A 26,750-nucleotide genomic window follows, 5' to 3' on the forward strand; every position below is an offset into this window, starting at 1 on the left:
ATAATTTCGACTTGCTTAAAAATCCTAATGTTAATTAAGAAGACCCTCCTTTTTTTATTGCGCCAAAAGTAGATAATCGGCAGCCCTAAATCGTGTGTCCTATTCAATTCTACTCAATCTATGGTGCTTTTGGAGCGCAGATGCCATTTTGAACACCTACTTTCCTATTCAAGTTAAAATGATCTACTTAACGATCATGCAGAAAATCTTAACCAAATTAACAGAGGCTTCCTTTTATCATCCTTGTATGATAAAAGGAAGCCTGGCATAAGTTAAAAACAAAAGTAAGAAGAAATAAGCCCGTATAGTAAGAAGAAAAATTTTCCTTAAATAATTAAATTCATAAGATTATTATTTTATAAAGAGTTTGATATTAGGACCGACTTCACCCAGCTAGCTAATTAACTCTCAGAGATGCGTTTATTTTCTGTTTGATTTTTAATATCGTTTCAAACTGATTAGTGAATTTTCAACATCTTTGTTTTTAATGGTCATCATTATATGGTTTAGATCTTCGAAGCTTTTTATCAGATATTCCTTTCACTTATTTTAACTTATTTACGATAGGCATAAATAAGATTAAGATTAGCTCTATTAGATTAGGCTTAGAACGCTCTAAAGAGCTCTAAGATTAAATTATCTCTTGCGGATCCACATCTAAAGTCCAGCGTACCTTTGTATGTTGAGTTGGAAGTAAAGGGATTAATTTGGTTAGTACTTGATGCAAACACGCACGATGTTTGGATTGAAAAAGTAATTGATAGCGGTACCGTCCTGCTTTACGTGTCATGCTAGCAGCAACTGGCCCTAAAATTTCAACACCTTTATTAACAAGGATTTTTTGTTTTATTTCCGATAAAAATTCATAGGGAAGCATAGGCTTCGGAGACTCAGCACGTAATAAACTTAGGTAAGAAAAAGGTGGTAACCGAGCTGCTTTACGTTCTTTCAACAAAGCCTCTGCAAATGCAGCATACCCTTCCTTTAATAAAAAAGTAAGTAAAGGGTCTGTAGGATGATGCGTTTGAATAAATACCTCACCCTTTCGTTCTGCACGGCCTGCACGACCTGCCACTTGAATTAGTAGTTGTCCCATTCGTTCCGCAGCACGAAAATCAACACTGTACAAACTGCTATCAGCATCTACAATTGCTACCAAAGTTAAGTGAGGGAAATGATGACCTTTGGCAATCATTTGAGTTCCGATTAAAATCGATGCTTTTCGGTTGTGAATCAAATCTAATTTTTCTTTCATACTATTTTTAGTGCGGGTACTATCGCGATCAATACGCACAATACCATAATCCGGAAATCGCTTTCGTAAAACCGTTTCCAATTGTTCTGTACCTAAACCGACATCGATTAATTCCTGGTGTTTACATTGTATACAAACGGTAGGAATTTTTTTATTAGAACCACAATGGTGGCAGTAAAGTCGTTGAGGCTGATAGTGAAAAGTTAACCGCGCATCACAACGGTTACAATGTATTATCCACCCACAACCATGACACATCAGAGTAGGCGCATAACCCCGACGATTTAAAAATAATAAAACCTGGCCGTTATTACTAATATGGTTTTCAATAGCAATTAATAATTCGTCACTCATCCCTGCCATTAATTGCTTTTGACGCAAATCCATTATTGTGATACAAGGCAAGGAAGCACTACCTACTCGGCTGGGTAACAATAATAATTCATAACGTTCACGTTTAACGTTATAAAAACTTTCTAATGAAGGAGTTGCTGAACCAAGCACAATTGGAACGTCTTCAAACTGGCCACGTATTACAGCTAAATCACGTGCAGAATAACGAAAACCCGATTGTTGTTTAAATGAAGTATCATGCTCCTCATCTAAAATAATAATACCAATGTTAAGAAGAGGAGTAAAAATAGCTGAGCGAGTGCCAATAATAATTTTAGCTATACCCTTTTTAGCCATTAGCCAAGCTTGAGCGCGTTTCTTATCAGTTAAATTAGAATGCAAAATAACAATGGGTACATTAAATCGTTCACGAAATCGCTTTACAGTTTGGGGCGTTAACCCAATTTCTGGAACTAACACCAATGCTTGTTTTCCTTGCTTAACTAATGCTTCAATACAATGCAAATAAACTTCAGTTTTTCCGCTCCCGGTAATTCCTAAAAGCAAAAAAGTCTGAAAATTATGGCTACTGTTAATTGTAGCAACAGCATTTTTTTGATAGTGGTTTAAATTTAAAGGAGCTTGCGGAATATACGAACTAATATTATCATGAGCTTTAATAACCTGTTTTCCTTGACAAAAAATCCTCGGTAAGGCACCTAGAATAACTACCCCGATAGGATAATGGTAATAATCACTCGCCCATTGAAACAATTTAAGCAAAAAGGGCGGAATAAGTGGTTCCTTTTCGAGGATTGCTTTGATAGGCTTAAGACGTCCAATGGGCAAGGAAGAATGAGATTTTACTTCCATCAACACGCCTATACAGTCTTTTCGGCCAAAAGGAATTTTTAGACGAATACCCGGTTGTAATTTTACATTATTAAGCGAGGTGGGCACTAAATAATCAAAACACTGATACAGCGGCTTTGGTACAGCAACTTGTAAGATCATTGACATGAACATATGATAACTATCGTGATACCAATCTCAAGAGATTTTGATGATAATATATAGCACGAACGAGTTTTGTAGCGGATTAAAAGTCATGATTAATGGAGACCCTTGTAGCATCATTGAGAATAAATTTATTAAGCCTGGTAAAGGCCAGGCTTTTAATCGTGTTAAATTTCGCAACTTAAAAACAGGCCGGATATTGGAACGCACTTTTAAATCTGGTGAAACCCTGTCTGCTGCTAACGTGGTCGAAATAGAAATGCATTATTTATATAATGATGGAAAATTTTGGCATTTCATGGTTCCAGAAACTTATGAACAATATGCTGCTTCAATTGAAGCAATAAAGAATACGAAACAGTGGCTCAAAGAAGAAGCGTTGTGTACAGTGACTATGTGGAATGGCGCTCCCCTATCGGTTGATCCTCCTATTTTCGTGGAATTAAGGATTGTCGAAACAGAGCCCGGGATTCGTGGTGATACAGCTACTGGCGGAACAAAACGTGCAAAACTTGAAAGCGGTGCTGTAGTAAAGGTTCCATTGTTTTTACATGAAGGAGAAGTGATTAGGGTAGATTCTCGTCGTGGAGAATACGTTTCACGAGCGAAGTAATCTACAACACATTTCTTGAAATGCCTCTATTCAATCTTATTCAAGAAACGATGACAGATAATATTTTAACTAACTTTTCTGAATAAATAAAAATCAATGTCCGATTTAAACTGGCAGCCAACTGCTTCTCTTATAAATCAACGATTGCGTGCAACATTGTATTCCAATATTCGGCAATTTTTTGCTGAGCGGGATATCCTAGAAGTCGAAACCCCCCTCTTATCAAAATATACCGTCACCGATATTCATATTGAAAGTTTCCAAACAATTTACTATAGTCACAAAGAAAAACGCCAATATTATTTACAAACTTCTCCGGAATATGCCATGAAACGGCTTCTTGCTAGTGGAAGTGGACCAATTTATCAAATTTGCAAAGCCATCCGTAACGGTGAAATTGGATCTCAACACAACCCCGAATTTACTTTATTAGAATGGTACCGACCAGATTTTAGTCATCAAAATTTAATGAATGAAGTAGATGAGTTATTAAAATTTATCCTACAAACAAAAAAAGCCGCTCGAAAAACTTATGCTGCATTATTCATAGAATACCTATCGATTAATCCATTTCGAGTTTTATTAAAGGAGTTACAAGCTTTAGCTCAAAAGTTTTCACTAGAAAATGCTGAAGATTATAAAGATCGCGATACTTTATTACAGTTTCTATTTTCTCACATCATCGAACCGAAAATTGGATTTAATCAACCGCTGTTTGTTTATAATTTTCCGTCTTCCCAAGCAGCTTTGGCTAAAATCTACCCTAAAGACTCAAATATTGCTTTACGATTTGAATTATATATTGAAGGAATAGAGTGCGCGAACGGCTGTGAAGAATTAATCAACTCCCAGGAACAACGTTTTCGCTTCGAACAAGATATTTTAAAACGTCAAGAAAGAAGACTTTCCAAGATCAAGATTGATCGTCGCTTACTTGCTGCTTTAGAATCTGGAATACCTCCTTGCGCTGGAGTTGCTTTAGGGTTAGATCGCTTGCTCATGATTAAAACAAAAAAACGACAAATTAAGGACGTCATTGCTTTTCCAGCGGATGTCGCTTAGCCAATTGTAAAGATGTAATATCTAATACCTAATGCGGTATAATCCACTTTACAATAGTATTTTAATTCTTGTCTTGAGAAACTTACTCTAAAAACCAGTATACACGCATTTCTAGAACTACCACCTCACGAATTTTTTAGTGATCGGAATAATTATTTTTACCCATATGGATTTTACAGATGATCAAAAAATGTCACCTCTTTAATATCTTTACATTTGTAGACGAAAATCTAAAATAGACTAAATTTTTAATTCCATTTAGATTGATTACTCCCTGAATCTTAGTCTATTTTAGAATTAACGTCTGCTGCAACTTCAGTCATCATCACTAAAATTAGATATAAACGTGAACATAAAGTAACTGGATTAAACCTACGAAAGAACTCAAGCTCATTTCTACAGTCACTGCAAATTTACTACCATTGTTCACTTTGAGTAACTGCTGAACAGTTAAAAAAGAGAGCGCAATCTCATTCTACCTAATTGTAGGTTATTCTCCCAAAATTCAAATTGAAAACTCTTTATCTTATTAGCGTTCCAATCTTCTCACCAAAAAAAACACGACTATTAGTTTGACAATGAGATTCCCACTGTACTCTATGTAATGGAAATAATAAAATCACTGTAGACCCCATTTTAAAATGACCTAATTCGTCACCTCGAGTTAGATGAATATTCTCTTCTCGGTAATTCCATACTGAAATAGCACGTTGGATAGTAGAAGTTACAGTACCGTGCCAAATGGTGTTAATACTTCCTACTAAGATAGCACCCACAATCACGACAGCTATAAAACCAATTTGTGTTTCGAATAAACATACTACTCGCTCATTTCGAGCAAACAACAACGGAATTGTCTGAACCGAAGAAGGATTGACAGAAAAAAGGTAACCAGGTATGTATACCATCTCTAGCAAATGTCCATCAATTGGCATGTGGATTCGATGGTAATCTTTTGGAGCTAAATATACTGTAAAATACATACCCTCCCGAAAAATTTTTGCTTGTTCGCTATTGCCACCCAATAACTCAGTTACAGTGTAACTGTGTTTTTTTGCCTGAAGGATTGTTTCCCCTTTTAACTGTCCTATTTTGCTGATAATCCCATCTACAGGCGAAGCAACAGCTTGAGGGTCAGTCGTAATTGTTGGCCGTAAAGTAGAATTTAAATGTCGAGTAAAGAAAGCATTAAATGAGTGATATGATTGGATATCAGGATTCTGTGCTTCTTTCATGTTAACATCGTAGAAACGGACAAACAACCAAATTAAGATCCGTGTAATTAGACCCCATTGACGGTCAGCAAGCCAACCAACTATTCTAGATAAAGTGTATTGCGGATATCTATGTAATTTACTCATAATCTTAATAAAGATTCCTAGACAAACCTTCAGGAGTAGCAGTTTTTCTACTCACAGATTACTTACAAAGTAAGATAGGGTTAAACGATAAATCAGAGAGGATAACACAGTTGAGAATTTATTTGGTGGGTGGAGCTGTTCGTGATGAATTATTAGGTCTGCTAGTAAGAGAAAAAGATTGGGTTGTAGTAGGTACTACACCGGAAGAAATGATTACTCGTGGTTTTAAACCAGTTGGAAAAGAATTTCCGGTATTTTTACACCCCCAGACTCATGAAGAATACACACTTGCTCGTACGGAACGAAAGACAACTAAGGGCTATAAAGGTTTTAGCTTTTATACGACTCCCAATGTGACGCTCGAAGAGGATTTAAAACGTCGAGATTTAACCATCAATGCTATAGCTAAAACACCGAGTGGTAAGCTTATTGATCCTTATGGTGGCCAACAGGACTTAAAAAATAAGATTTTGCGTCATGTATCCCCAGCTTTTCAAGAAGATCCCGTGCGGATTTTGCGCTTGGCCCGATTGGCAACAAAATTTCCTGAATTTTCCATTCACCCTGAAACATTAGATCTGATGAAAGAAATGACAAATAAAGGGGAAGTGAATGCTTTAATACCTAATCGAGTTTGGCAAGAACTGGTACGTGCAATTGCTAACAAAGCTCCTACCCGATTTTTTACAGTATTACATGATTGTGGTGCTTTAGCTATTTTATTTTACGCTCTGCATCCTGAAAACAAAGGTGTAAATGCTTTATCTCAAATCGCAAGTAGAACCCCATCTCCTGTTATGCGATTTGCTGCCTTGCTAAGTGATCTTTCACCTAAAGTCATTCAAAAATTGGCTCTACAATATCGTGTTCCAAATGAATATTCCGATTTAGCAATCATGATTTCACGATTCCAAGGAATATATAAATATGTCAGCCGAACAAATGAAAAAGAATTATTGAATTTCATCCTTAAAACCGACGCATTACGGCGAGACAAACGTTTTGAACAATTTCTTTTTATTTGTACATCGCTTTATCCAGCGTTAGTAAAGAATAATGATAAAATTAAAAAAGCTATTAAAGCCATTAAATCAATTAACGTTAAACCCTTACAAGAAAGACAGTTAAAAGGGGAAAATTTCGCAAAAGCGCTTGAAACATTACGACTGGAAGCAATTCGCTTCTCAATTGTATCAGATATATTATCTCCAGAACAAAATATGTAATCATGAAAGGCGAGCTATTTGATTTCCACTTGTAAAGCCGAGCAAAGTAGCATTATAATCACGAGTTAAGGCAATTACTTTAAATAACTCACCCATTTCATTAGGCAATGTTAATCTCTTAATTTGTTGTGTAATTTGATAATGTTCTACTATGTTTTCTGGTGAAGAAGCGAATGAAGTGATATCACAGTTGAGTAAAAAACCTGCTTGGTGAATAAATCCTGCTACGATTAATTGATTACGGGCCGCCACCTCCGCAACAGTTGTAAAATCAACATGGACACTGATATCCTGAATACCAGGAAAAATAAGTGGATTGAAGTGACTATAGTGTCGATAATGACAGGCAATGGTGCCTCTATTACGATCTGGGTGGTAATATTCATGCCTTGGGAATCCGTAATCGATTAATAAGATTAGTCCTTTTTTTAGAATATCTGCTAACGAAACAATCCACGGTGCCAATAATAAATTAATTTCGGATTCATAATCATCAGGAAAATCGATTCCTAAATTTTCAATTTGCCAAATTAAATCAGATGATGATGGGCCAGCTATTTTCCAAAAAAATTCTCCTTCTTTACAATCTACATAAATTTCTTTGATAATGTTATTTTCAACTTTAAATTTGTGAGCCAGCAGGGCGTCCATTATTTCATTTCCAACAATAACGCCTACAAAATCGGTGGGTAATTGATTTAGCCAAACAATGCGATTAAATAATTCTGGAACGTCTTTTTGAAGACGTGCTTTTTGACGTTCTCGAAGATCCGCACTGACTTCTAAGATGAAATAATGATTAGGTAAACATTGATTGTCATTAAGTTCTTTTAATATATCGACTGCCATTATTCCAGTACCCGCGCCAAGTTCGAGAATATCGCCACCGTTTAAATCTTGTAATATTTGATAACATTGACGCGCCACACATTGAGAAAAAATGGGAGAAATTTCAGGAGCTGTAATAAAATCACCTACTTTGCCGAATTTATGTGCACCAGCACTATAATATCCAAGACCAGGTGAATAAAGAGTTAAGTACATATAAAATGCAAAAGTGAGAGGTCCTTGTTTAGTAATTTCCTCAATAATCTTTAACTTCAAGCGATTGCTGTAAAGCTTAGCAATGGGATCTGGGGGGGGCAAATCTTCGACTAGCATGTAATTACCTTAAAGCAAATTGTTAAAATGTCAAAGTGGAGTTAGTCTTTCCACAATTAACTTTAAAAGAAAGGATCCCCGTAAAATTTATTTGAGATTAATTTCTCTGTATGGATTTATACCAAACCGGTTCAGTGTTATTAATCTCTCCTATTTTCTACCTCAACTCACTCATTCATTTTACCTACAGGTATTTATTTTTATAGTATTGAAATATCCGGAGACCTAAAATTGTAATGTTGTGTTGCTCTCCTTAAGCGCTATTATGTTACTTATACATTAGAACAGTTATTGCAACAGTAATTAGTTTGATGGATTTCTGTTATTTGTCTTACAATAAAGCTGGAAAATCCAATTTTCGATATACTATAATGATTCTGTTTTTTACATCAAACTTTATTTTCAACTAGACAGGGATTTCTTTTTCTATTTGAGACATTGTCAAAGCTTGATAATTTAGATTCTTAGGAAACTCAAACAAGAATTTTTGAAATGCAAGAGATGAACTTTCTGATCTTAAAAAGTCTTAATTTTAATTAAGGAATAAGAATGATAGTTATTAAACATGCTCTCAAGTTTGACAGGAATGCTAAAACTGCTAATATGGCCTATAATTTATCTATTTTCGGTCTAATTGTTGGGGTGTCGCCAAGCGGTAAGGCACTGGGTTTTGATCCCAGCACTCCCAGGTTCGAATCCTGGCACCCCAGATAAGGTGTTTTTTCAACGGTATTTTCTCAAAGGAAATTTTGTGTCTAATTTCAGCGATATTCGCATTTTCCACGGCAGTGCTAATCCTACTCTTGCTGCTAACATAGCGAAAGCATTGAATACGACTATTGGTAATATGTTAGTTACTCGCTTTAGCGATGGCGAGATTCGAATTGAAATCCAGGAAAATGTTCGAGGCCGAGATATTTATCTTATTCATTCGATTGGTTATCCAGTCAATGAAAATGTTATGGAATTAATTTTAATGGGGGATGCTTTTCGTCGAGCATCTGCTACGAGTATTACTGCGGTTGTACCTTATTTCGGTTATGCACGTCAAGATCGTAGAGTCCGCTCTTCTCGGGTACCTATAAGCGCGAAAGTGATCGCTGATATGATGCAAAATGTCGGTTTCTCCCGCTTAATCACTGTTGATCTCCACGCAGATCAAATCCAAGGATTTTTTTATATACCGGTGGACAATATTTATGCTAGTATTACCGCATTAGAAGAATATCGCTTACTCGAGAAGTTAGAAAATCCCATGATCGTTTCCCCTGATGTTGGGGGCGTGGTACGTGCTCGCGCTATTGCTAAGCGGCTAAATGATTCGGATTTAGCGTTTATTGACAAACGCCGTCCTGAACCTAATCAAACTGAAGTCGTGAATGTTATTGGTAATGTAGAGGAACGTCATTGTGTTATTGTGGATGATATTGTGGATACAGCTGGTACTTTATGCCATGCTGCTCAAGCTCTAAAAGATAAGGGCGCTGTAAAAGTCTCTTCCTATAGTACTCACCCAGTTTTGTCAGGGGATTCTATTGAAAACATTATAGAATCTGCGATTGATGAACTTATTGTCACCGACACTATTCCTCTACAAAAAGCAGCTGCAAATTGTATCAAAATCAAACAAATTTCGCTCAGCCGTCTTATTGCTGAAACCATTTCTCGCATTAATCAGAAAGAATCGGTTAGCTCAATGTTTTTAGATTAATTGTTTAGTCAAGTAATATTTGTCATAACGATAAAATTTATTGAGAAGAGCTAAAAACCGGTAATTATGTGTCAGAAGTTCTTTTGTAAGGATGTGTAATAAAACTGACTAATTGCATGTATTTGTGATTCTCCTAACGTGTTTTCTCTATTTTTAAAGCTATCAAAAAGAAATTTGTTGAATGACTCGATCTGGCATTTTGAAAAATCAAAACGGTAAGTTTATATGTATTGAATAACTCAATAAAAAGTGTAAATACTACGCAACCAACTCTCTTATTCTGAACACAGACAGCACAATGGAGCTTAATTCATGACACCGGTTTACAAATAGTCCAAAATACTAAAAAATACGTGGTACGGTAGAGAGAATAGAGTTTGAAAGATCCATAATTAAATAAAATAAAGTCTCAGTTGTTCCAATATAAAAACTCATAAAAATACTTTTAATGATTTATCAACTACATACACAAATACACAAATCACTATTGCAATAAAAAATAAAGGTTTCATAAGTAATTAAACATCAATAAAGAAAATGACGGTTTGCTTCTACTTTTTGAACAATAAATAAAAAACTCACAACCGATTATATTGAATAACCATAAATCTTAATAATCACAACTAATTAATTGGTAAGCCTTTTTCAGTGAGACTATACAGTAAAGAAAGCAGATAATAAATAAACCAAACTTTATCAAAAAAAGCGAGAAATAGTTAACATTTTTGATAATAAAAAAACCTACTGTCATAACGGGAGTAATCGTAAATAAGATATATCTACGTAAAAAATTTTCTGATGACTGAACATAATCTCCCAACTTTCCGACTATTGTCATAGAAACAGTAAAATATGAGAGAATAAACATTCTATTACTCATCGTAGATGACAGGTAGTGACCCACTTGAGATTTTGGTTGTATAGCAGAAAGAGATGCGGTATGACAGTTATAAAATCAAGCAGAGCTATGGAAGATAGAAACATAATTCCTTTGTAAAGCATATCACTTATATTCCACTAGACCACTTTTTCTTGTAGTTCGGAAGATTAATTTAAAGACTAATGTAACTTTGATATTTACGTCTAGCAGGTTTTATCTATGAGGATTTCTTTTTTAGTTAAATCTCAGTAAAATGCCTAATTCAAAAATGGGAGAGTAAAATATGGCTACTGAATGTTTTGAATTTCAGGCAGAGTTACGTAAAAACACTGGAAAAAGAGCAGCACGACATATACGCCGATTTCATGATAAAATACCAGGTGTCGTGTATGGTGCAGGAAAGGCTCCTCAGCCTATCAGTTTGGTTCAGAAAGATATACTAAAAGCTTTAGAGAATGAAGCCACTTTTTCTTCTATTTTGATACTCAAAATCGGCGATAAGAAACAAAAAGTGATCCTGAAAGATCTACAACGTCACCAGACAAAACCTGAAATTCTTCATATTGATTTTCAACGTACTAAAGCATCCGAAAAACTAACTATGCATGTTCCTCTGCATTTTATTAGCAAAGAAGAATGCTTAGGGGTAGAATCTGGTGGTATCGTTTCTCATCTTCAAACTAATGTAGAAATCAGATGTTTCCCTTCTGATTTACCGGAATATATCGAAGTGGATATTTCTAAGTTAGGCTTGGATAAATCGCTCCATTTATCGGACCTTAAGTTGCCTTCCGGGGTTGAATTAGCTACTGCTATCGAGGACGAAAATGATTTGCCCATTGTGAATATTCATCTGCCACGAGTAAGTAAAGCGGATATTGAGGCTGAAGATGCTAACAGCAGCATAACTGCTAAAGTTACGGAAGAAGTTATATCGGGAGATCCTGAAGAGAAATAATAACTAACTAGTAAATCAGAAAGAACTGGAACTAAAGAAAAGAGATAAACACTTTTGGGAAATGCGATTAAACTCATTGTTGGTCTAGGAAATCCAGGTGATGAATATGCTAAGACACGGCATAATGTAGGAGCCTGGTTTGTCGAAACGCTAGCTGATCGAAAACAGCAACTCTTGTATAAAGAAAATAAATTTCATGGAGTAATTGGTAAATGGAATTATTGTTGGTTATTTAAATCTTGCACTTATATGAATGAAAGTGGCCTAGCAGTAACTGCTGTGGCTCAGTTTTATAAATTGGACCCACAAGAAATTTTAGTGGTGCATGATGAATTAGACTTTTCAGTCGGAGATATTCGTCTAAAAGAAAATGGAGGGCACGGAGGACACAACGGATTACGTAATATTATTCAACGATTAGGAACCACTAATTTTTATCGCTTACGGATTGGTATCGGCCGTCCAAAACATAGAAATTTGGTTTCTTCTTATGTACTAAGCCTTCCTTCAAAAAGTGATCGAAGTGCTATTCTTAAGGCTATCGAAAAAGGGCTATCCGTCGTTGGAGAATTAATAATCGGTGAGTTTCAAAAAGCAATAAGTAATTTATATAGTTGATATACTTTCCTTTTGACTTGTATGAATGAGAAAAGAAAAAATGGGTTTTAAATGCGGAATTGTTGGCTTACCTAACGTCGGAAAATCTACATTATTTAATGCATTGACAAAGGCAGGTGTCGAGGCGTCTAACTATCCTTTTTGTACTATTAAACCTAATGTGGGAATCATCTCAGTACCCGATAAACGACTTAAAAAAATTTCTAAAATTGTGAACTCAAAAAAAATCATTCCAACCACTGTCAACTTTGTCGATATCGCTGGTCTTGTTGCTGGTGCTTCTGAAGGAAAAGGATTAGGCAATCAGTTCCTTTCTAATATTCTTGAAACTCAAGCTATTGCTCATGTTGTCCGTTGCTTTAAGGATGAAAATATTACGCATATTTCTGGAACCATTAAACCCATTGTAGATATTGAGATAATAAATACGGAATTAGTATTAGCAGATATAGAAGCAGTCGATAAAATTTTAATTAAACTTATTAAAGATGCGAAACGCGAGGATAAAAAAGCTCGCGATACTCAACGTTTGTTTGAAAAATTTAAACATTGGTTAAATAAAGGAAAATCATTACGAAACTTGAAATTAACAGAAGCAGAAGAATTGTTGTTGCGACCTTATCAACTTTTAACTATAAAGCCTGTATTGTATGTCGCAAATGTGTCCGTAGAAGGCTTCTTTAATAAGCCTTTTTTGGAACAAGTTTTTGAATATGCCAAAAAAGAGAATGCGAAAGCAGTTTCTATCTGTGCAGCACTTGAAGCAGAAATCGTAGAGCTTTCTCCTTCAGAGCAGATAGAATTCTTAAAAAGCTTTAATATCAAGGAGTCTCGATTACATTACGTCATTCAAACAGGCTATGAGTTATTGGGTTTAATTACTTTTTTCACTGCTAGCGCTAAAGAAGTTCGAGCATGGACCTGTCCAAGTGGCTCTAAAGCACCTCAAGCTGCTGGTGTGATACACACCGATTTTAAAAAGCATTTTATCCGAGCTGAAGTTATTAGCTATAATGACTATATCCAATTTAATGGGGAGCAAGGTGCTAAAGATGTAGGTAAATGGCGTCTTGAAGGTAAAAACTATATTGTACAAGATGGTGATATAATGTACTTTCGGGTGGGTAATCAGTAACTTGACAAGCTTATAGAAAATCTTCCAAAATGCACTTTTCTCTTAAGTTCTCTGCGGCTATGTAGCTCAGCTGGTTAGAGCACAGCATTCATAATGCTGATGTCGGTGGTTCGAACCCACCCATAGCCATTTTTGAATATTAGATCTTAACTACAACTTACGAGAATACCGTACCTTTCATAGGTTACTTGCGTTCACCAAACATACTACTAAAAGGGGCAAATAGTTCGATTTATCGTAACATATCATATGATAAGTATATACTCTTGACCATGTTCTAGAAAAAGTGATTCCATTCTTCGGTATAAGGATTGTTTCCACCTAGAAATTGGTTCTTGTCGCTGTCTTATCCTTTAAATAAGAAAGATAATACATGAACAGGTATCATTTTATGATTACAGCTAATATTTTAATATTTTCTATCTAGCTGATTATTTTTAGACTATTTAGTTTACTCTCTTGCAAAGAGAAAACGTGAGTTTTCGCGGGCACTCAAAAAATTGGTGTAACCTACAATTATCGAGTTCGATATGATGTCGGAAGCATTAAGCTATTAGGAAATATAAGAAAAATCTAGAAACGATGAGATTGATATATAGATTTAAATGTTCTTAGAAAAAGTATGATGTTTGGTAGACTTTCGATGTCGGTTAACTAAACATTAATCGTACAATTAAAATTAGAATCACAATCTATTAATCTTTCTGGAATATTTTTCATTTTTGAATTTGAAACAGAAAATTTCTATATATTAAGCACTTTCAAATAAAAAAACTATCACGATTGAATTAGAGCCCATTATTGATTTAGAAAATTTAACGTCTGTTGTTCTCCTTAACTGAAATTATATAATCAAACTGATGTTACCTTCTGATAAAAAGAGCATCATTAGTATTCGTCTAATAGAATTTAAATAATGAAAATTAGTGAAAGATTGTATCAAAAAGACAAAAGTTGGATAGACTCATTTAGCGTTCTCTCAGACTTTCTATTATAATCCCATTTTATAAAGAGAAATTTTGAAGGGATAACCTTATGTAGCAAAATCAGTTTATAAAATCTGATGAGTATTATTATATTATGATAAGGGCAAGAATAAAATTAAATTAATTACAGTGCCAGAAAACCCCCTTTTAAATTCATATTTGCTATTTTATATAATACTGATTTAATTTCTATTATTATTTTTTCAAATTGTTTCTTTCGTCAGTCTTTTCCTACCCGTACATGATAAAGGATATAAATTTAACTGATAACACCTATATAGATATCAACTAACAACAGAGCATCATCTTATTCTAGTTAAAGTAGAGAAATAAGTAGGATGAATAGTAATAAAACTTGCAACGTAAAAACAGATAGGGTAATTATACGAATATTAAATGATGTTATCGGATCATCCATCAAAAAATCCTGCTTGGTACATCGAATAATAAAGAAAAAGAAAAATAAATAATGAAGTTTAGCGTTCCGAGAAAATAATCCCATTTGAATACTTTTTAAGAACTGATCTAAAATATTCGAGGCAGCTGTTTCTAATACATGATAGACCTATTCTATTAAAGATCTTCCATCTAAATTAAAAAATAACTTCAAATAATTAATTAAAATAAAAACTACATCAATAGAATTCATTAAATAAAGTAAAGCTTTTAAAAAAATGCGGAAATAATTTCTACTCTAATATCTCTCCAATCTTTCAAATTAGATTGTCATATTTTAAGACGGATAATCATGAATTCATCGGCCATCCGAGCATAAAATAATTTATTTACTGTAGAGATACATATCAAAATGGTTTAAATAGGTCTCTTATCACAAAACTAACCAATCACCACCAGCATTTCTAAATAGATTTACATCGTTAATCTTCTATTAGTTATACTTTCAGATCAAACATTATTCATCTAATGCTAAGCATTTTTCTCTTATCAAGAAGAGTGCAGACAGGAATGATTACTATCATTCCTGTCTGAATACCTAAAGTGAAAAATGGATATGTATAATAATTTTTGAAAAATAGTGTACATATAAATTTTCCCATTAGTCTCTTTCACACAATTATAAAATTGATGCTTATCCATATTCTGTTTTCTATCTCTTAATCACTGCTTATATAATAAGATTTTCTCAAAAATATAAATGCGCTATTAAATCCGGTGTATCAAATAAAAAAATAAGGTAATGAAATTACTCCAATAATTTTTCGAATTAAATAAAAATATATCACTTTTCTACTTTCATTAGCATTATTGTGAGAGAATGAAATGATGTGAAGCCGTGTTTGTTGTCATTAGACTCGCTTTTTAAAATCAATTTATTATATTTTAAGTTATTATTTAGCTATACTCTCATAGATTTTTTTAGAAAATTCTTCTAGTAATCCAAAAAAAATTAATTGAATATATCTCTTAGATCTATAGGTGCTATTCTCTCAAACAACAATTCATTAATTTCTTTTTGTTGTTCTATGTTATCGGCCACAGTGCATGTTTAATAGTGTATTAACTTTTGAAATATAATAATTTTCAACATTTTCTTTGTCATATCTTGCTTTTCTCTTTGTTAAAACAAGGTAAAAACAGAAAATTTTCTTGGTCAGAATAATTAACAAGCTAGTCCATGAGAAAATTTAAGTCTTATCAGTTCTGACTTTATATTTGGAAATCGATTACATACGTAGAGTTTCTTAAATATTTAATTTGATTCTTAACTTGGAAAGTTATTTACGTATCCAACTGCATTGAGCTCTATTATATTGTCTTACTTTTTTCGATAAACAATACCATAAGTTTGTCTGAGATTTTGAATATTATAGGAGTTGACGGTCGACCACAAGTTAAAGACTTACTTTCTCCTTTAAAAGAATGGTTAAATTATCGAATGCAGACCGTTCAAAAACGATTACAATATCGGTTATAAGTCGTTGTTAAACAATTACACATTCTCAATGGATTAATTATTGCTTTTTTAAATTCAGAAAAAATTATTGGAATTATTCGTAAAGAATATAAATTAAAACTTATTTTAATAAAACAATTTAAACTTAGCGAAAAGCCAAGCTAACGCTATTCTCGAAATTAAACTACGTCAATTGGTTAAACTTGAAGAAAAGAAAATCTATGGAAACAGACGAAATTAGCTCAAGAACGGCAAAAAATCGAAAAAATCTTAGCATCAAAAATAAAATTAAAAAAATTGATTCGATCTGAATTAACAGCTGATAAAAAAAATTATGGCGATAAACGTCGGCCCCCTTTAGTGGAAAGACCTCTTGCGAAAGTTATTCGTGAAAAAAGATGATTTTTCCAGAACCTATTACCGTTATTTTATTAAAAAAGGTTGGGTCCGCGCGGCAAAAGGACATAATATTGATGGTCTAGGATTGCATTATCGTTCAGGAGATGAATTTTTAATGCAAACTCAAGGGTGCATAAATGAGTTGGCTATTTTTTTAGATTCAGCCGGAAAAAGTTATACGTTATCAGCACATACATTAAAATCCGTACGCGGGTAGGTAAGCCGTTAACAAGTCGACTAAAATCTGAAGTTGGAACTCATTTTGTTGCAGTTTTAATAGGTAAAAATGAAGATCTTTACTTATTAGCTTCTGACCCGGCTATGGATTTTTAACGCCTTTATCTAATTTATATATAAAAAGTCGAAGTGGAAAAACAGTGCTTAAAGTTCCTAAGGGCGCGAAAGATATGGATCCCTTGTGAGTAGCAGATAAAGAATCGCAACATCTTGCAACTATTACTTCAGAAGGAAGATTACTAGTATTTCCAATTTCTAAATTATCTGAATTAAAAAAAGGAAGAGGAGATAAAATTATTCAAATTCCTCCTGCTCGGGTGAGACCGCGAAGAATACTGTGTAGCATTAGCATTATTAAAAGAGAAGAGTACCTTAGTTCTTTATGCTGAGAAACGATAACTAACGTTAAAAACTGATGCGTTATTCAACTTTCAAGGAGAACAAGGACACCGAGGTAGCAGACTACCTCGAAGTTTTTAAAAGGTGGACAGCATAGTAGTTCTAAATGTAAAAGAAAATGCTTAAAATCCGAAATAATTTTCGGGTATGGTAATTGTATCCCTTAAAGCTTTATCTGAGGGTGAATTGGGCGTAATTTACTTGAAATATTTTTGCGCCGTTTAAAAGAAGTCAACATTAATCAGACTATTAAAGGGATATAGGGCGGGACGTATAATTTTGCACCAATATAAAAACTGATTAAATTTCAACGTGGTAATCCAAGGTAAGTAATTCTCTGATTAATGAAGAAGAGGCTGCTAGTGCGCAATCTTAAAGAGTTATAGAAACGGGTACCTTTGCTGGAGCATCCGAAATTTCTCGTACTAATTTAGGGACGAGATAACCTGGAAGGCGTTTTATAATTTCTGCGATTAAATATCGTGTTTGTGCTTCACTTACTTCAAAGTGTGCAGCTCCTTGTACCCGATCAAGGAGATGCAAATAATAAGGCAGAACTCCGACTTCAAATAAATCTTCACTTAAGCGAATTAAAATTTCCGCTTTATCATTGATATTTTTTAATAAAACAGATTGATTGAGTAAGGTTACTCTTGTCTTCCGTAAAGAATGAAGTGCTTTTGCAACAGATTCATCAATTTCATTTGGATGGTTACAATGGATAACGATTGTGGGTGATAATCTTGTATATTCTAACAAATTGATAAGTTCATCTGTAATTCTTTCGGGAATGACAATTGGTAAACGTGTATGAATGCGCAGACGTTTGAGATGTACTATCGTTTCAAGAGAAGAAACAAATTCGGTTAGCATATTATCTTTCATCATTAAAGGGTCACCACCGCTTAAAATAATCTCAGTGATGGATGTATCCGATTTTAGATAATCGAAAATTCGATTCCATCCTTTTTTTCCGGGTGTATTTTCCTCATAAGGAAAATGACGGCGAAAGCAATAGCGACAGTGGATTGCACAAGCGCTACTTAGTATAAGCAGCACTCGCCCATGATATTTATGTAAGAGACCAGGTATTCTATTTGATTTCTTTTCATTAAGAGGGTCTAGCCAGTAACCTGGAGAGCTAATGAGCTCTCTTACTTGTGGTAGCACTTGCAGTAATAGAGGATCTTGCGGATTACCTTTTTCCATGCGTGCAAGAAATGCCCTAGGGACCTGTAAGGGGAAATGAGCTATTACTTTCGGAGTTTGAGGAAACATATTGGGATTAAGTGCTAATTCGCGGTATAACTCATCTGGATCGGTAATAGCTTTTTTTAAAAAAAGTTGCCAATTAGACATGAATGCCTCGTTAAACAAACAGGTAACTATTTTATCCTTTTCTGATTCTGATTATAAGCGCAGTAATAAGCAATTTTTAAATCCATGCGTCTACTTCCTTACTAATCAATTACTTCAAAATAAATAGTTTTAGAACCCGGGGATTTCAAACGGAGCTGCTTTATTAAATAATTTTTTCTTAGTGTTTTAAACTTTCATCATTTCTTCAGTCTAAGGAAGAGATTTCAAGAAGAGAACAAATTGGATAAATAGAAAAAAGCAGGAATTTTAGTTGAGCTTTTTCTATTTAATTTTTTTATGGAAGACGGCGTTTTCTATTAAAACAATCCCTATCTCAGACAAACTTATGGTATTGTTTATCGAAAAAAGTAAGATAATTATTATCAGATTAGTTCGATAACTGTGTTCTAAATCTATGGTAGCAAACAAATGCACCTAAGTTTATCAATATTTACTCGATTAGAGCGAAGAGAAATAACAAGCCGTATGGAATTTTCATGGTCGGATTCATCGCAAGTATCGCTCACAGCAGTAAGCTTCTTAGTAAGCATCTGTGCTGAAATTTGCTCTAAAATTCGATTTCTAGAAACTTGATAAGGTAAGGTGGAAATTACAACTTCTCCATTTTGTTTCTGATAAGTCGCGCGCATGCGCAACTTCCTTGTCCAGTATGATAGATTGTTCGAATTTCACTAATAGGAGTTATAATCTCAGTAGACGTAGGATAATCGGGTCCTCGAATAAATTTCATTATATCTTTTAAAGTAGCTTTGGAGTTATCCAATAAACACACACAGGCATCTACCACCTCAGAAAGATTATGGAGTGGGATATCTGTTGTCATACCAACCGCAATTCCTGAAGCCCCATTTAATAATATATTAGACAAGCGAGCCGGTAAAAAGGCAGGTTCTTTTAAAGTACCATCAAAATTAGGGATCCAATCCACAGCCCTTTCTCCATATGCTCAGCTTTTATTAGCTGAGCATATGGAGAAAGGCGGGCTTCTGTATAGCACATTGCTGCAAAAGATTTAGGATTATCAAGATTGCTTTTTCAGTGAATTCTGCTAAAGACTGCTGTTTCAATAATGGTGTGTGTACTATTATCTGTCATAAAGCAGCATACTATCTAGTTAAGTGATCAAAGTGTATGGGATTCTAGATATTTTTCAGTCTTGATAATCGTTAATCTGAATTTCCGGTTCATTGTGCAATATTTGTCTAAAAACAGTTTTGGCATACAATTAAAATAGTCAATAGAACAGAGAAATCTCGTGAACAATTATTGTTATTGGTTAATATTAATATTGGGTGTTTACATTTAGTACTTTTACTTTTCCTGCCTTGCAGAAATCAAGAGCGTGCTCGATTTTAAAGGTAATATTGATTGTGAAAATGCCAACAACTGCATTCAAGTCATTAATTAGGTTAGAATGCAAATTGAAAGACCTCTTCACTAATTGTAAGATTTGTATTCAAAACCTCTTAGTTAGTCATCCTATCTATCATCAGTAACACCCTCGATGTTATTTGAGTGGATTGTATTTACATTTCAGAGCAAGGCATAGGGCACTCTTTTAACACCAAATGGGCAATTAACAATTCTGTCAATCCTAATTTCTAAAAAGAAATTAGGATTGACGTATGAATCTGACTTTCTTTAAATTAACTGATAGGGCATTTTTATAAAGAAATCCATCATTACAACATCAAGATATTACAAATCATTATCTTCATGTTGATGCCTAGCAAATTTTGGATTTTCCCTACGCCGTAAAATTACCCAATATCATTATCGACTGGTTTTTACACAACAATTAAAAAACAATTGTAACACATACGCATTACCAGGTAAAGTGTGGATAATTTATGATTTCTCAGCAAACGGAAAAATTTTTTACAGGATGAAAGTACTTGAATTAATCTCACAGAGTAAATATGAACAATAATAACCTTCGTCATTATTCTTTCCTCGATGAAATCATTTTGCAATGTCATAATTTTGTAGAAACTGTGTTTAATCAATCCAGAGCTAAACGACAAAGTCCAGCCGAGAAATTTACTGAAGAACCAGTTCTTATTCCGTCTAAAAAACGAAGCAGTATTGGATTCATGCGGGTGAATCACAGTGGAGAAGTCTGTGCTCAAGCACTTTATCGTGGACAAATGGTTTTATCTAAAAATTCAGAGATTCGATCAATATTAGCAACAGTAGCTAAGGAAGAAACTGATCATTTGGTATGGTGCAGAGATCGTATAAAGGAATTAGGGGGACACGTCAGCTATTTAAATGTTTTTTGGTATACTAATGCCTTCCTCATAGGACTATTAGCTGGTGCTGCGGGGGATCGATTGAGCCTTGGTTTTATTGAAGAAACAGAAAAACAAGTCGAGGCACATTTAGAATATCATTTACATAAACTTCCCACTGCCGATATTAAAAGCCGAAAAATTGTGGAACAAATGCAAAAAGACGAAGTATCGCATGGGCAAAAAGCAAAATCAGCAGGTTCAGAGGAGTTGCCCTATAATATAAAAAATTTAATGAGCCTCCATGCAAACGTTATGAAAACTCTAGCTTATTGGATTTAATTTCATGTCCATATTTCTCCCTATCCTTTAAAGAGAAAAAGCAAAAAGAACTTCCTTCCTATTCAATATATCTACAGAAGTAAAGAAAGGTAGATCATAAGAAATAAGATTATAAGAATCTAACTTAATGGATCTAAATTAATTTTCGAATAGCTTGAATTTCTTTTAGATAGTCAGAGGCATGAAATAATCCGGAACCTACGACAAAAAAATTAGCACCGGCTTGAGAAACCGACGCAACATTATTTAATTTTATTCCACCATCGATACCGAGCATTGCCTTACTCTTTAACTTTTCTAATAAGAGTTTTGTAGATGCGATTTTCTTCATACTATTTGACATAAAGGATTGGCCTGCAAGACCCGGATTAACAGACATAATCAAAATTAAATCGACTTCTTTTAAAATAGAAGGCTCCAACAACACTGATTGCTTTGGATTGAATGCAATACCTTTTTGCATCCTAGCTTGATCAATTAATTCTAGTGTTTTTTCTACATTCTTTGTTGTTTCAGGATGAAAAGTAACTAAATTAGCACCAGAATTCGCAAACGCTTTTATAAATTCATTCGGCTTCTCCACCATTAGATGAACATCAATAGGAACAGTAATTCCAGCTTTTCGTAACGCTTCGCATACTATAGGACCAAAACTTAAATTAGGTACAAAATGATGATCCATTACGTCAAAATGAATATAATCAATGCCAGCCTCGACAACTCGCGCTACTTCTTCTCCCAAACGAGCGAAATCAGCTGATAGAATCGAAGCTGAAATAATTTTTTTTTCAAAAAATCTTCTTTTCATTTTCTCTCAGCCTGCTCAATAAAAGAAGAGATAAATTTTTTATTTTCATACTATCCCACGAGATTTTCGAATTTGTTCGTAAGCATTTTTAATTTGTTGAGTCTTTTTGGTAGCTATTTTTATCATTTCAGGTGAAAGTTTTTTCGCCATCAATTTATCAGGATGATGTTGACTCATCAAGCGGCGATAGTTTTTTTTAATTTCAGAATCAGTAGCACTCATAGTAAGTCCTAATATTTTATAAGCATCGTTTAAATGGAAATGGGGATTTAGTTGAGCCTTTTGCTGATATTGTTGATCATTTTGTTTGGTTTGAAAAGAATACTTAAATTGATGATATTGGAAATTGTTTACCCCAAGCTGTTCAAAAATATATTGTAATACTTGTTTTTGATATTCGCTAATCCATGGTCTATCCGCGTAAGCCATTTGAATCTGAATTTCTAAAAACGTCTGTAGTAAAGTAGGTTGAAATAAACACGTTTTTCGTAATTGATTGAGAGTAACATCGAGGTTGAAATAAGATTGTTTGCCCTCCGTAAATAAACGGATGGCTTCTCGTTTCATATTATCGTCTAAGCTCATCTGCTGCATGATATTACGAGCTTGACGAATTTCATTTTCAGAAACTTGGCCATCCAATTTGGCCATAAAACCCATTACACGGAAAATGGTATTAAAAAACACTTCTTGCACTGTAGGTTGAAAAAAACGAGAGGAAGAAATTGATTGTAATAACTGGCGAAACCAACTTTGATCAAAAATAATATGACCAAAAATTAAACCAGCAATGAGGCCCACTAATGAACCAGTCAAAAAAAAGCCTAAGAGCATACCAATGATTTTACCAATCCAATTCATTATCTTACCGAACAATTAACTGTGTTAAAATCAAGTAAGTTCCTCAGAGTGGCGATAGGAAAAAGATCAAAGATAAAAAAAATATTAATTAACATGTAAAACGGGAGAATCGCTAAGCTTAGAGCTTTTTCTGGGTATTCCCTTTTAAAATAAATCAAATAGGAAATTAATGTATGCTTCCCAACCTGACCAAATTGCAATTTTCCTCTGCTTTCGCTGGCTCTTTGCATTTGTGCCAATTGGAGGAACGTTTTCTCGAACATCAAATAAATATTGAAACGTGGTTTCGTGAACAATGGCTAAAAACACCACCGCCATTTTATACTTCCATAGACCTACGCAATTCAGGATTTAAATTGGCGCCTGTAGATACCAACCTCTTTCCTGCAGGCTTTAACAATCTAAATTCGCATTACATGCCACTTTACATCCAAGCTGTGCAAGCCACTATAGCGGAGATTTGCCCAGATGTCACACGTCTTCTCATCATTCCAGAAAATCATTCCCGCAACACCTATTATTTTGAAAGTCTAGCAATGCTTCTAGAAATTTTTAAAAATGCAGGATTTGAGGTGCGTATCGGTTCATTGAGCTCCTCGTTAACCGATTTTCAAATTCAACTACCTTCAGGCCGAAAACTAAAGATTGAACCTTTAGAACGTAAAGTAGATCAAGTAGGCGTTAGAGATTTTTTCCCATTTTGTGTCATATTAAATAATGATCTATCAGGCCATATTCCTGATATTTTTCAAAACCTCAACCAACAAATTATACCCGCTCTCCAATTTGGCTGGGCCAATCGACTTAAATCGAGACATTTCACGGCTTATGGGACTGTTTCTGAACAATTTGCATCTCTCATTAACATTGATCCATGGTTAATTAGCACTCTTTTCAATCAATGCTCAGAAGTTAATTTTCTTGAAAAAGAAGGCAAAGAATATCTCGTCAACTGCGTTGAAATTATGCTACAGGCTGTTAAAAAAAAATACACTCAATATAATATTACCAAAAAACCATTCCTAGTTATTAAAGCGGATGCTGGCACCTATGGTATGGGTGTGATGATGATTCAAGATCCGGAAGCCCTATACCACCTGAATCGCAAACAGCGCATGCAGATGTCTATCTCGAAAGGTGGCATCCCTGTTACTAAAGCGATTGTCCAGGAAGGGGTTTATTCTTTTGAAACGGCAGGAGAAGAAAATGCTGTAGCTGAACCTGTCGTTTACTTATTTGGTCGCCATGTAATCGGCGGTTTCTATCGTATTCATAAAAGTCGGGGACCAAACGAAAATTTAAATACTCCAGGAATGAATTTTATTCCCATGGTATTTGACATTCCATGCAAGGCACCCTTTGAAATCAATGAGTCTGTGAATTGCTTTTATGTTTATGGAGTAATCGCACGCCTTGCTGCACTAGCAGCAACTCGTGAATTAGCACTATCTAATATAAAGAGTAAATTATAATGAGTGAAATTAAAATTGGTATCCTTATGAACCCTATTTCTAGCATTCATGTCTATAAAGACACAAGCTTTGCAATGTTATTGGCGTTTCAAAAACGAAATTACGAACTTTACTATATGGAAGCATCGGATATTTTTTTACAAAATGGGGAAGTTCATGCTTTTATGCGTCGCCTTCGAGTAAAGGATAATGCCTCTTTTTGGTTTGAATTAAACGATTCGCATATTCAATCCTTAGATAAACTTGATATTCTTCTTATGCGAAAAGAGCCGCCCTTTAATATGTCTTATATCTATTTAACTTATTTATTGGAACTAGCTGAAAAAAAGGGGTTATTAGTAGTAAACAAGCCTGCAAGTTTGCGTGATGCTAATGAAAAATTGTTTGCAAGTTGGTTTCCTCAATGTACTCCTAGAACCTTAGTTACGTCGCATAAAGAATTATTACAAAAATTTCTCCAGGAACAAAAAGAAATTATCATCAAGCCACTTGGAGAGATGGCAGGCAAATCAATTTTTCGACTAACTACTCGAGATCCTAATTCTCTTGTTGTCATAGACATAATGACAGCCAACGGAAAACGGCTCGTCATGGCCCAAAAATTTATTACAGCCATTAAAAACGGTGATAAGCGAATTATCTTAATTAACGGTGAACCCGTTCCTTACTCCTTAGCGCGTATTCCTGCAAAAGGTGATTTTCGTGGAAATTTAGCAGCAAAAGCTAGATGGGAAGGACGAGAGTTGACGGATCGCGATCGATGGATATGTCAACAAGTAGCTCCTATATTACGTCAAAAAGGCCTCTGGTTTGTTGGTCTTGACGTGATTGGGGATTATTTAACAGAAATTAATGTTACGAGCCCAACAGGAATTCGCGAATTAGAGACTCAATTTAAAATTAATATTGCCGATCAATTTGTCGATTTTTTGCAAAATAATTTAACCATACGTGGGAAACTTCCTAAGAGTTTTTAGAATGACCAATATTACTGTCACTTGTTTAGATGAATCACGTCAGCAATATGCAGAAAAACTTGCTGCGGAATTAAAATTGACATTGGTGTCGCCGCCTACCACCGAAAATTATCGTATTTTGTTGGCTGTTACACCTACTCGTCTTGAACTGCGTTTGACAGATCCTAGAGCGCCAGGTCCGGTATACGTGGATTTTCTTAAGGGGGCATTGCATCGACGGCTGACTGGTGGCGTCATTAAAGGCCAATTAATCTCTCGTGCTATTGGCTTAAAAGGCCATTCTAATCGAACTGTCTTGGATTTAACAGCAGGTCTGGGTCGTGATGCGTTTATACTTGCTAACCTCGGGTGTAAAATAACTATGCTCGAACGTAATTCTATTATCGCTGCGCTATTAAAAGAAGGTTTAGCTCGTGCCCGAACAACAGCTAATTGGTTTAACTCGTTACAATTAAAGTTAATTGAAATAGAAGCACAAAGTTATCTTTCAACGCTTAAAACTTCTTACGATGTTATTTATATAGATCCTATGTATCCAATTAGAAAAAAATCCGCACTCGTTAAAAAAGAAATGCGTGTATTGCGTCAAGTGGTTGGAAAAGACGAAGACGCACCACAGCTCTTAGAAAGAGCTTTAGAGAAGGTAAGACATCGCGTTGTTGTTAAACGTCCGAGATTAGCACCTAAATTAACAGACGCTCATCCCTCCTTATCTTACGAGGGTAAAAGTAGTCGATTTGATGTCTATTTGACCTGTTAAAGAAAGACTGCTGCTCCCATCCTAGTATTTATTGTGATGCTGCAAAAGAAGACCCACAACCGCAGACAGTTGCGGCGTTTGGATTGCGAATCACAAATTGTGCGCCACTTACATCTTCACGGTAATCAATTTCAGCACCTTTTAGATATTGGAGACTTAAAGGATCAACTAATAGTCTTACCAATTTTATCTGACCACTACCGCTATTATCTCTATCTGCTTTATCTTCTACTTCATGATTTGCTTGTAAGGATTTTTCAATAACCAGATCATCGGTATTTATGGTTTCATCAAAAGTGAAACCATATTGAAATCCCGAACAACCTCCACCTGTAATAAAGACGCGCAAGTTAAGATGAGGGTTATTCTCTTCATCAATCAGTCCCTTCACCTTACGAGCTGCAGCATCAGTAAAAATCAAGATAGGTTGCAATGGAAGTTCTAAATTTGCCATAAGCTAGATTATCTAACTATTGAACATTAACGTCAACTAGCTCATGTTTCTTTCAATTCCCGACTAGATTTTTGTTCTTCATGATCTGTCTCTTACACAATAAGCACATGCGCTGGATTCTCGTTTTTTATCTTATCTTTGTTATCTGCCTTATTGAGATTTTATCTACTGCAACTTTTTTTGTATAATAATAAGCGAT

At 34.6% G+C, this 26,750-nt stretch carries 19 protein-coding genes, 2 tRNA genes and 1 pseudogene; 14 read left to right on the forward strand and 8 right to left on the reverse strand.

Translation table 11 applies throughout. The annotated features are described in order from the left end of the window. Positions 1-631: 631 nt before the first annotated feature. Positions 632-2,608, reverse strand: coding sequence for a primosomal protein N' (locus ONG85_RS00990; protein ID WP_264435726.1), 1,977 nt, complete (start codon positions 2,606-2,608; stop codon positions 632-634). 43 nt (positions 2,609-2,651) lie between these two features. Between ONG85_RS00990 and efp the strand changes: the two genes are divergently transcribed. Beyond that, the gene (gene efp, locus ONG85_RS00995; RefSeq protein WP_264435728.1) at positions 2,652-3,218 is read left to right on the forward strand and encodes an elongation factor P; all 567 of its coding nucleotides are present in this window, start codon (positions 2,652-2,654) and stop codon (positions 3,216-3,218) included. A gap of 96 nt (positions 3,219-3,314) precedes the next feature. After that, a complete protein-coding gene (gene epmA, locus ONG85_RS01000) occupies positions 3,315-4,280 on the forward strand; it encodes an elongation factor P--(R)-beta-lysine ligase (protein WP_264435729.1) in 966 nt (321 codons plus the stop codon). Positions 4,281-4,801: 521 nt separating this feature from the next. On the opposite strand, the gene asd is transcribed toward epmA, so the two are convergent. Next, positions 4,802-5,641, reverse strand: a complete 840-nt coding sequence (asd, locus tag ONG85_RS01005) for an archaetidylserine decarboxylase (RefSeq protein WP_264435730.1) — start codon at positions 5,639-5,641, stop codon at positions 4,802-4,804. Between the two features lie 74 nt (positions 5,642-5,715). On the opposite strand from asd, the gene ONG85_RS01010 reads away from it, so the two are divergent. Further along, positions 5,716-6,867, forward strand: coding sequence for a multifunctional CCA tRNA nucleotidyl transferase/2'3'-cyclic phosphodiesterase/2'nucleotidase/phosphatase (locus tag ONG85_RS01010; protein ID WP_319640528.1), 1,152 nt, complete (start codon positions 5,716-5,718; stop codon positions 6,865-6,867). Here ONG85_RS01010 and ONG85_RS01015 read toward each other — a convergent pair whose 3' ends face one another. Then, a complete protein-coding gene (locus ONG85_RS01015; protein WP_264435732.1) occupies positions 6,868-8,028 on the reverse strand; it encodes a class I SAM-dependent methyltransferase in 1,161 nt (386 codons plus the stop codon). Positions 8,029-8,666: 638 nt separating this feature from the next. Here ONG85_RS01015 and ONG85_RS01020 point away from each other — a divergent pair. The 7 genes from ONG85_RS01020 (at position 8,667) to ONG85_RS01050 (ending at position 16,847) form a co-directional block, all read left to right on the forward strand. Continuing rightward, positions 8,667-8,738, forward strand: a tRNA-Gln gene (locus ONG85_RS01020). 41 nt (positions 8,739-8,779) lie between these two features. Continuing rightward, on the forward strand, positions 8,780-9,739 hold the full coding sequence (locus ONG85_RS01025) for a ribose-phosphate pyrophosphokinase (RefSeq protein ID WP_264435734.1): 960 nt from the start codon (positions 8,780-8,782) through the stop codon (positions 9,737-9,739). Between the two features lie 1,163 nt (positions 9,740-10,902). Beyond that, positions 10,903-11,577: a 50S ribosomal protein L25/general stress protein Ctc gene (locus ONG85_RS01030; protein WP_319640523.1), complete on the forward strand. Its 675-nt coding sequence runs from the start codon at positions 10,903-10,905 to the stop codon at positions 11,575-11,577. 54 nt (positions 11,578-11,631) lie between these two features. After that, entirely contained in the window at positions 11,632-12,195 is a 564-nt protein-coding gene (pth, locus tag ONG85_RS01035) for an aminoacyl-tRNA hydrolase (RefSeq protein WP_264435735.1), read from the forward strand. A 40-nt stretch (positions 12,196-12,235) separates the two neighbouring features. Then, positions 12,236-13,330, forward strand: a complete 1,095-nt coding sequence (gene ychF / locus ONG85_RS01040; protein ID WP_264435736.1) for a redox-regulated ATPase YchF — start codon at positions 12,236-12,238, stop codon at positions 13,328-13,330. A gap of 55 nt (positions 13,331-13,385) precedes the next feature. Further along, a tRNA-Met gene (locus ONG85_RS01045) sits at positions 13,386-13,459 on the forward strand. 3,160 nt (positions 13,460-16,619) lie between these two features. Beyond that, positions 16,620-16,847: a hypothetical protein gene (locus ONG85_RS01050; RefSeq protein ID WP_264435737.1), complete on the forward strand. Its 228-nt coding sequence runs from the start codon at positions 16,620-16,622 to the stop codon at positions 16,845-16,847. A 791-nt stretch (positions 16,848-17,638) separates the two neighbouring features. Here the strand turns inward: ONG85_RS01050 and epmB are convergent. After that, on the reverse strand, positions 17,639-18,625 hold the full coding sequence (gene epmB / locus ONG85_RS01055; RefSeq protein WP_264435738.1) for an EF-P beta-lysylation protein EpmB: 987 nt from the start codon (positions 18,623-18,625) through the stop codon (positions 17,639-17,641). Between the two features lie 375 nt (positions 18,626-19,000). Further along, a pseudogene (locus ONG85_RS01060) lies at positions 19,001-19,669 on the reverse strand (DNA gyrase subunit A); the annotation flags it as partial. Positions 19,670-20,565: 896 nt separating this feature from the next. On the opposite strand from ONG85_RS01060, the gene coq7 reads away from it, so the two are divergent. After that, complete coding sequence (coq7, locus tag ONG85_RS01065; RefSeq protein WP_264435739.1) at positions 20,566-21,219, forward strand: 2-polyprenyl-3-methyl-6-methoxy-1,4-benzoquinone monooxygenase; 654 nt, start codon at positions 20,566-20,568, stop codon at positions 21,217-21,219. Between the two features lie 133 nt (positions 21,220-21,352). On the opposite strand, the gene rpe is transcribed toward coq7, so the two are convergent. Then, on the reverse strand, positions 21,353-22,027 hold the full coding sequence (rpe, locus tag ONG85_RS01070) for a ribulose-phosphate 3-epimerase (protein WP_264435740.1): 675 nt from the start codon (positions 22,025-22,027) through the stop codon (positions 21,353-21,355). Positions 22,028-22,072: 45 nt separating this feature from the next. Beyond that, complete coding sequence (gene djlA, locus ONG85_RS01075; RefSeq protein WP_264435741.1) at positions 22,073-22,888, reverse strand: co-chaperone DjlA; 816 nt, start codon at positions 22,886-22,888, stop codon at positions 22,073-22,075. 173 nt (positions 22,889-23,061) lie between these two features. On the opposite strand from djlA, the gene gshA reads away from it, so the two are divergent. From gshA to ONG85_RS01090, 3 genes are read left to right on the forward strand one after another with little or no spacing between them, the layout of a single operon-like run. After that, positions 23,062-24,360: a glutamate--cysteine ligase gene (gene gshA, locus ONG85_RS01080; RefSeq protein WP_264435742.1), complete on the forward strand. Its 1,299-nt coding sequence runs from the start codon at positions 23,062-23,064 to the stop codon at positions 24,358-24,360. Then, on the forward strand, positions 24,360-25,337 hold the full coding sequence (gene gshB / locus ONG85_RS01085) for a glutathione synthase (protein WP_264435743.1): 978 nt from the start codon (positions 24,360-24,362) through the stop codon (positions 25,335-25,337). Before gshA ends, gshB begins: the two co-directional genes overlap by 1 nt. A 1-nt stretch (position 25,338) precedes the next feature. Further along, positions 25,339-26,097 (forward strand): class I SAM-dependent methyltransferase, encoded by a 759-nt coding sequence (locus tag ONG85_RS01090; protein ID WP_264435744.1) that lies wholly within the window; start codon positions 25,339-25,341, stop codon positions 26,095-26,097. A 28-nt stretch (positions 26,098-26,125) separates the two neighbouring features. Here ONG85_RS01090 and erpA read toward each other — a convergent pair whose 3' ends face one another. Then, a complete protein-coding gene (erpA, locus tag ONG85_RS01095; RefSeq protein WP_264435745.1) occupies positions 26,126-26,551 on the reverse strand; it encodes an iron-sulfur cluster insertion protein ErpA in 426 nt (141 codons plus the stop codon). Positions 26,552-26,750: the final 199 nt, after the last annotated feature.

The sequence above is a fragment of the Coxiella endosymbiont of Dermacentor marginatus genome (genome assembly GCF_907164955.1).
GTDB lineage: Bacteria > Pseudomonadota > Gammaproteobacteria > Coxiellales > Coxiellaceae > Coxiella.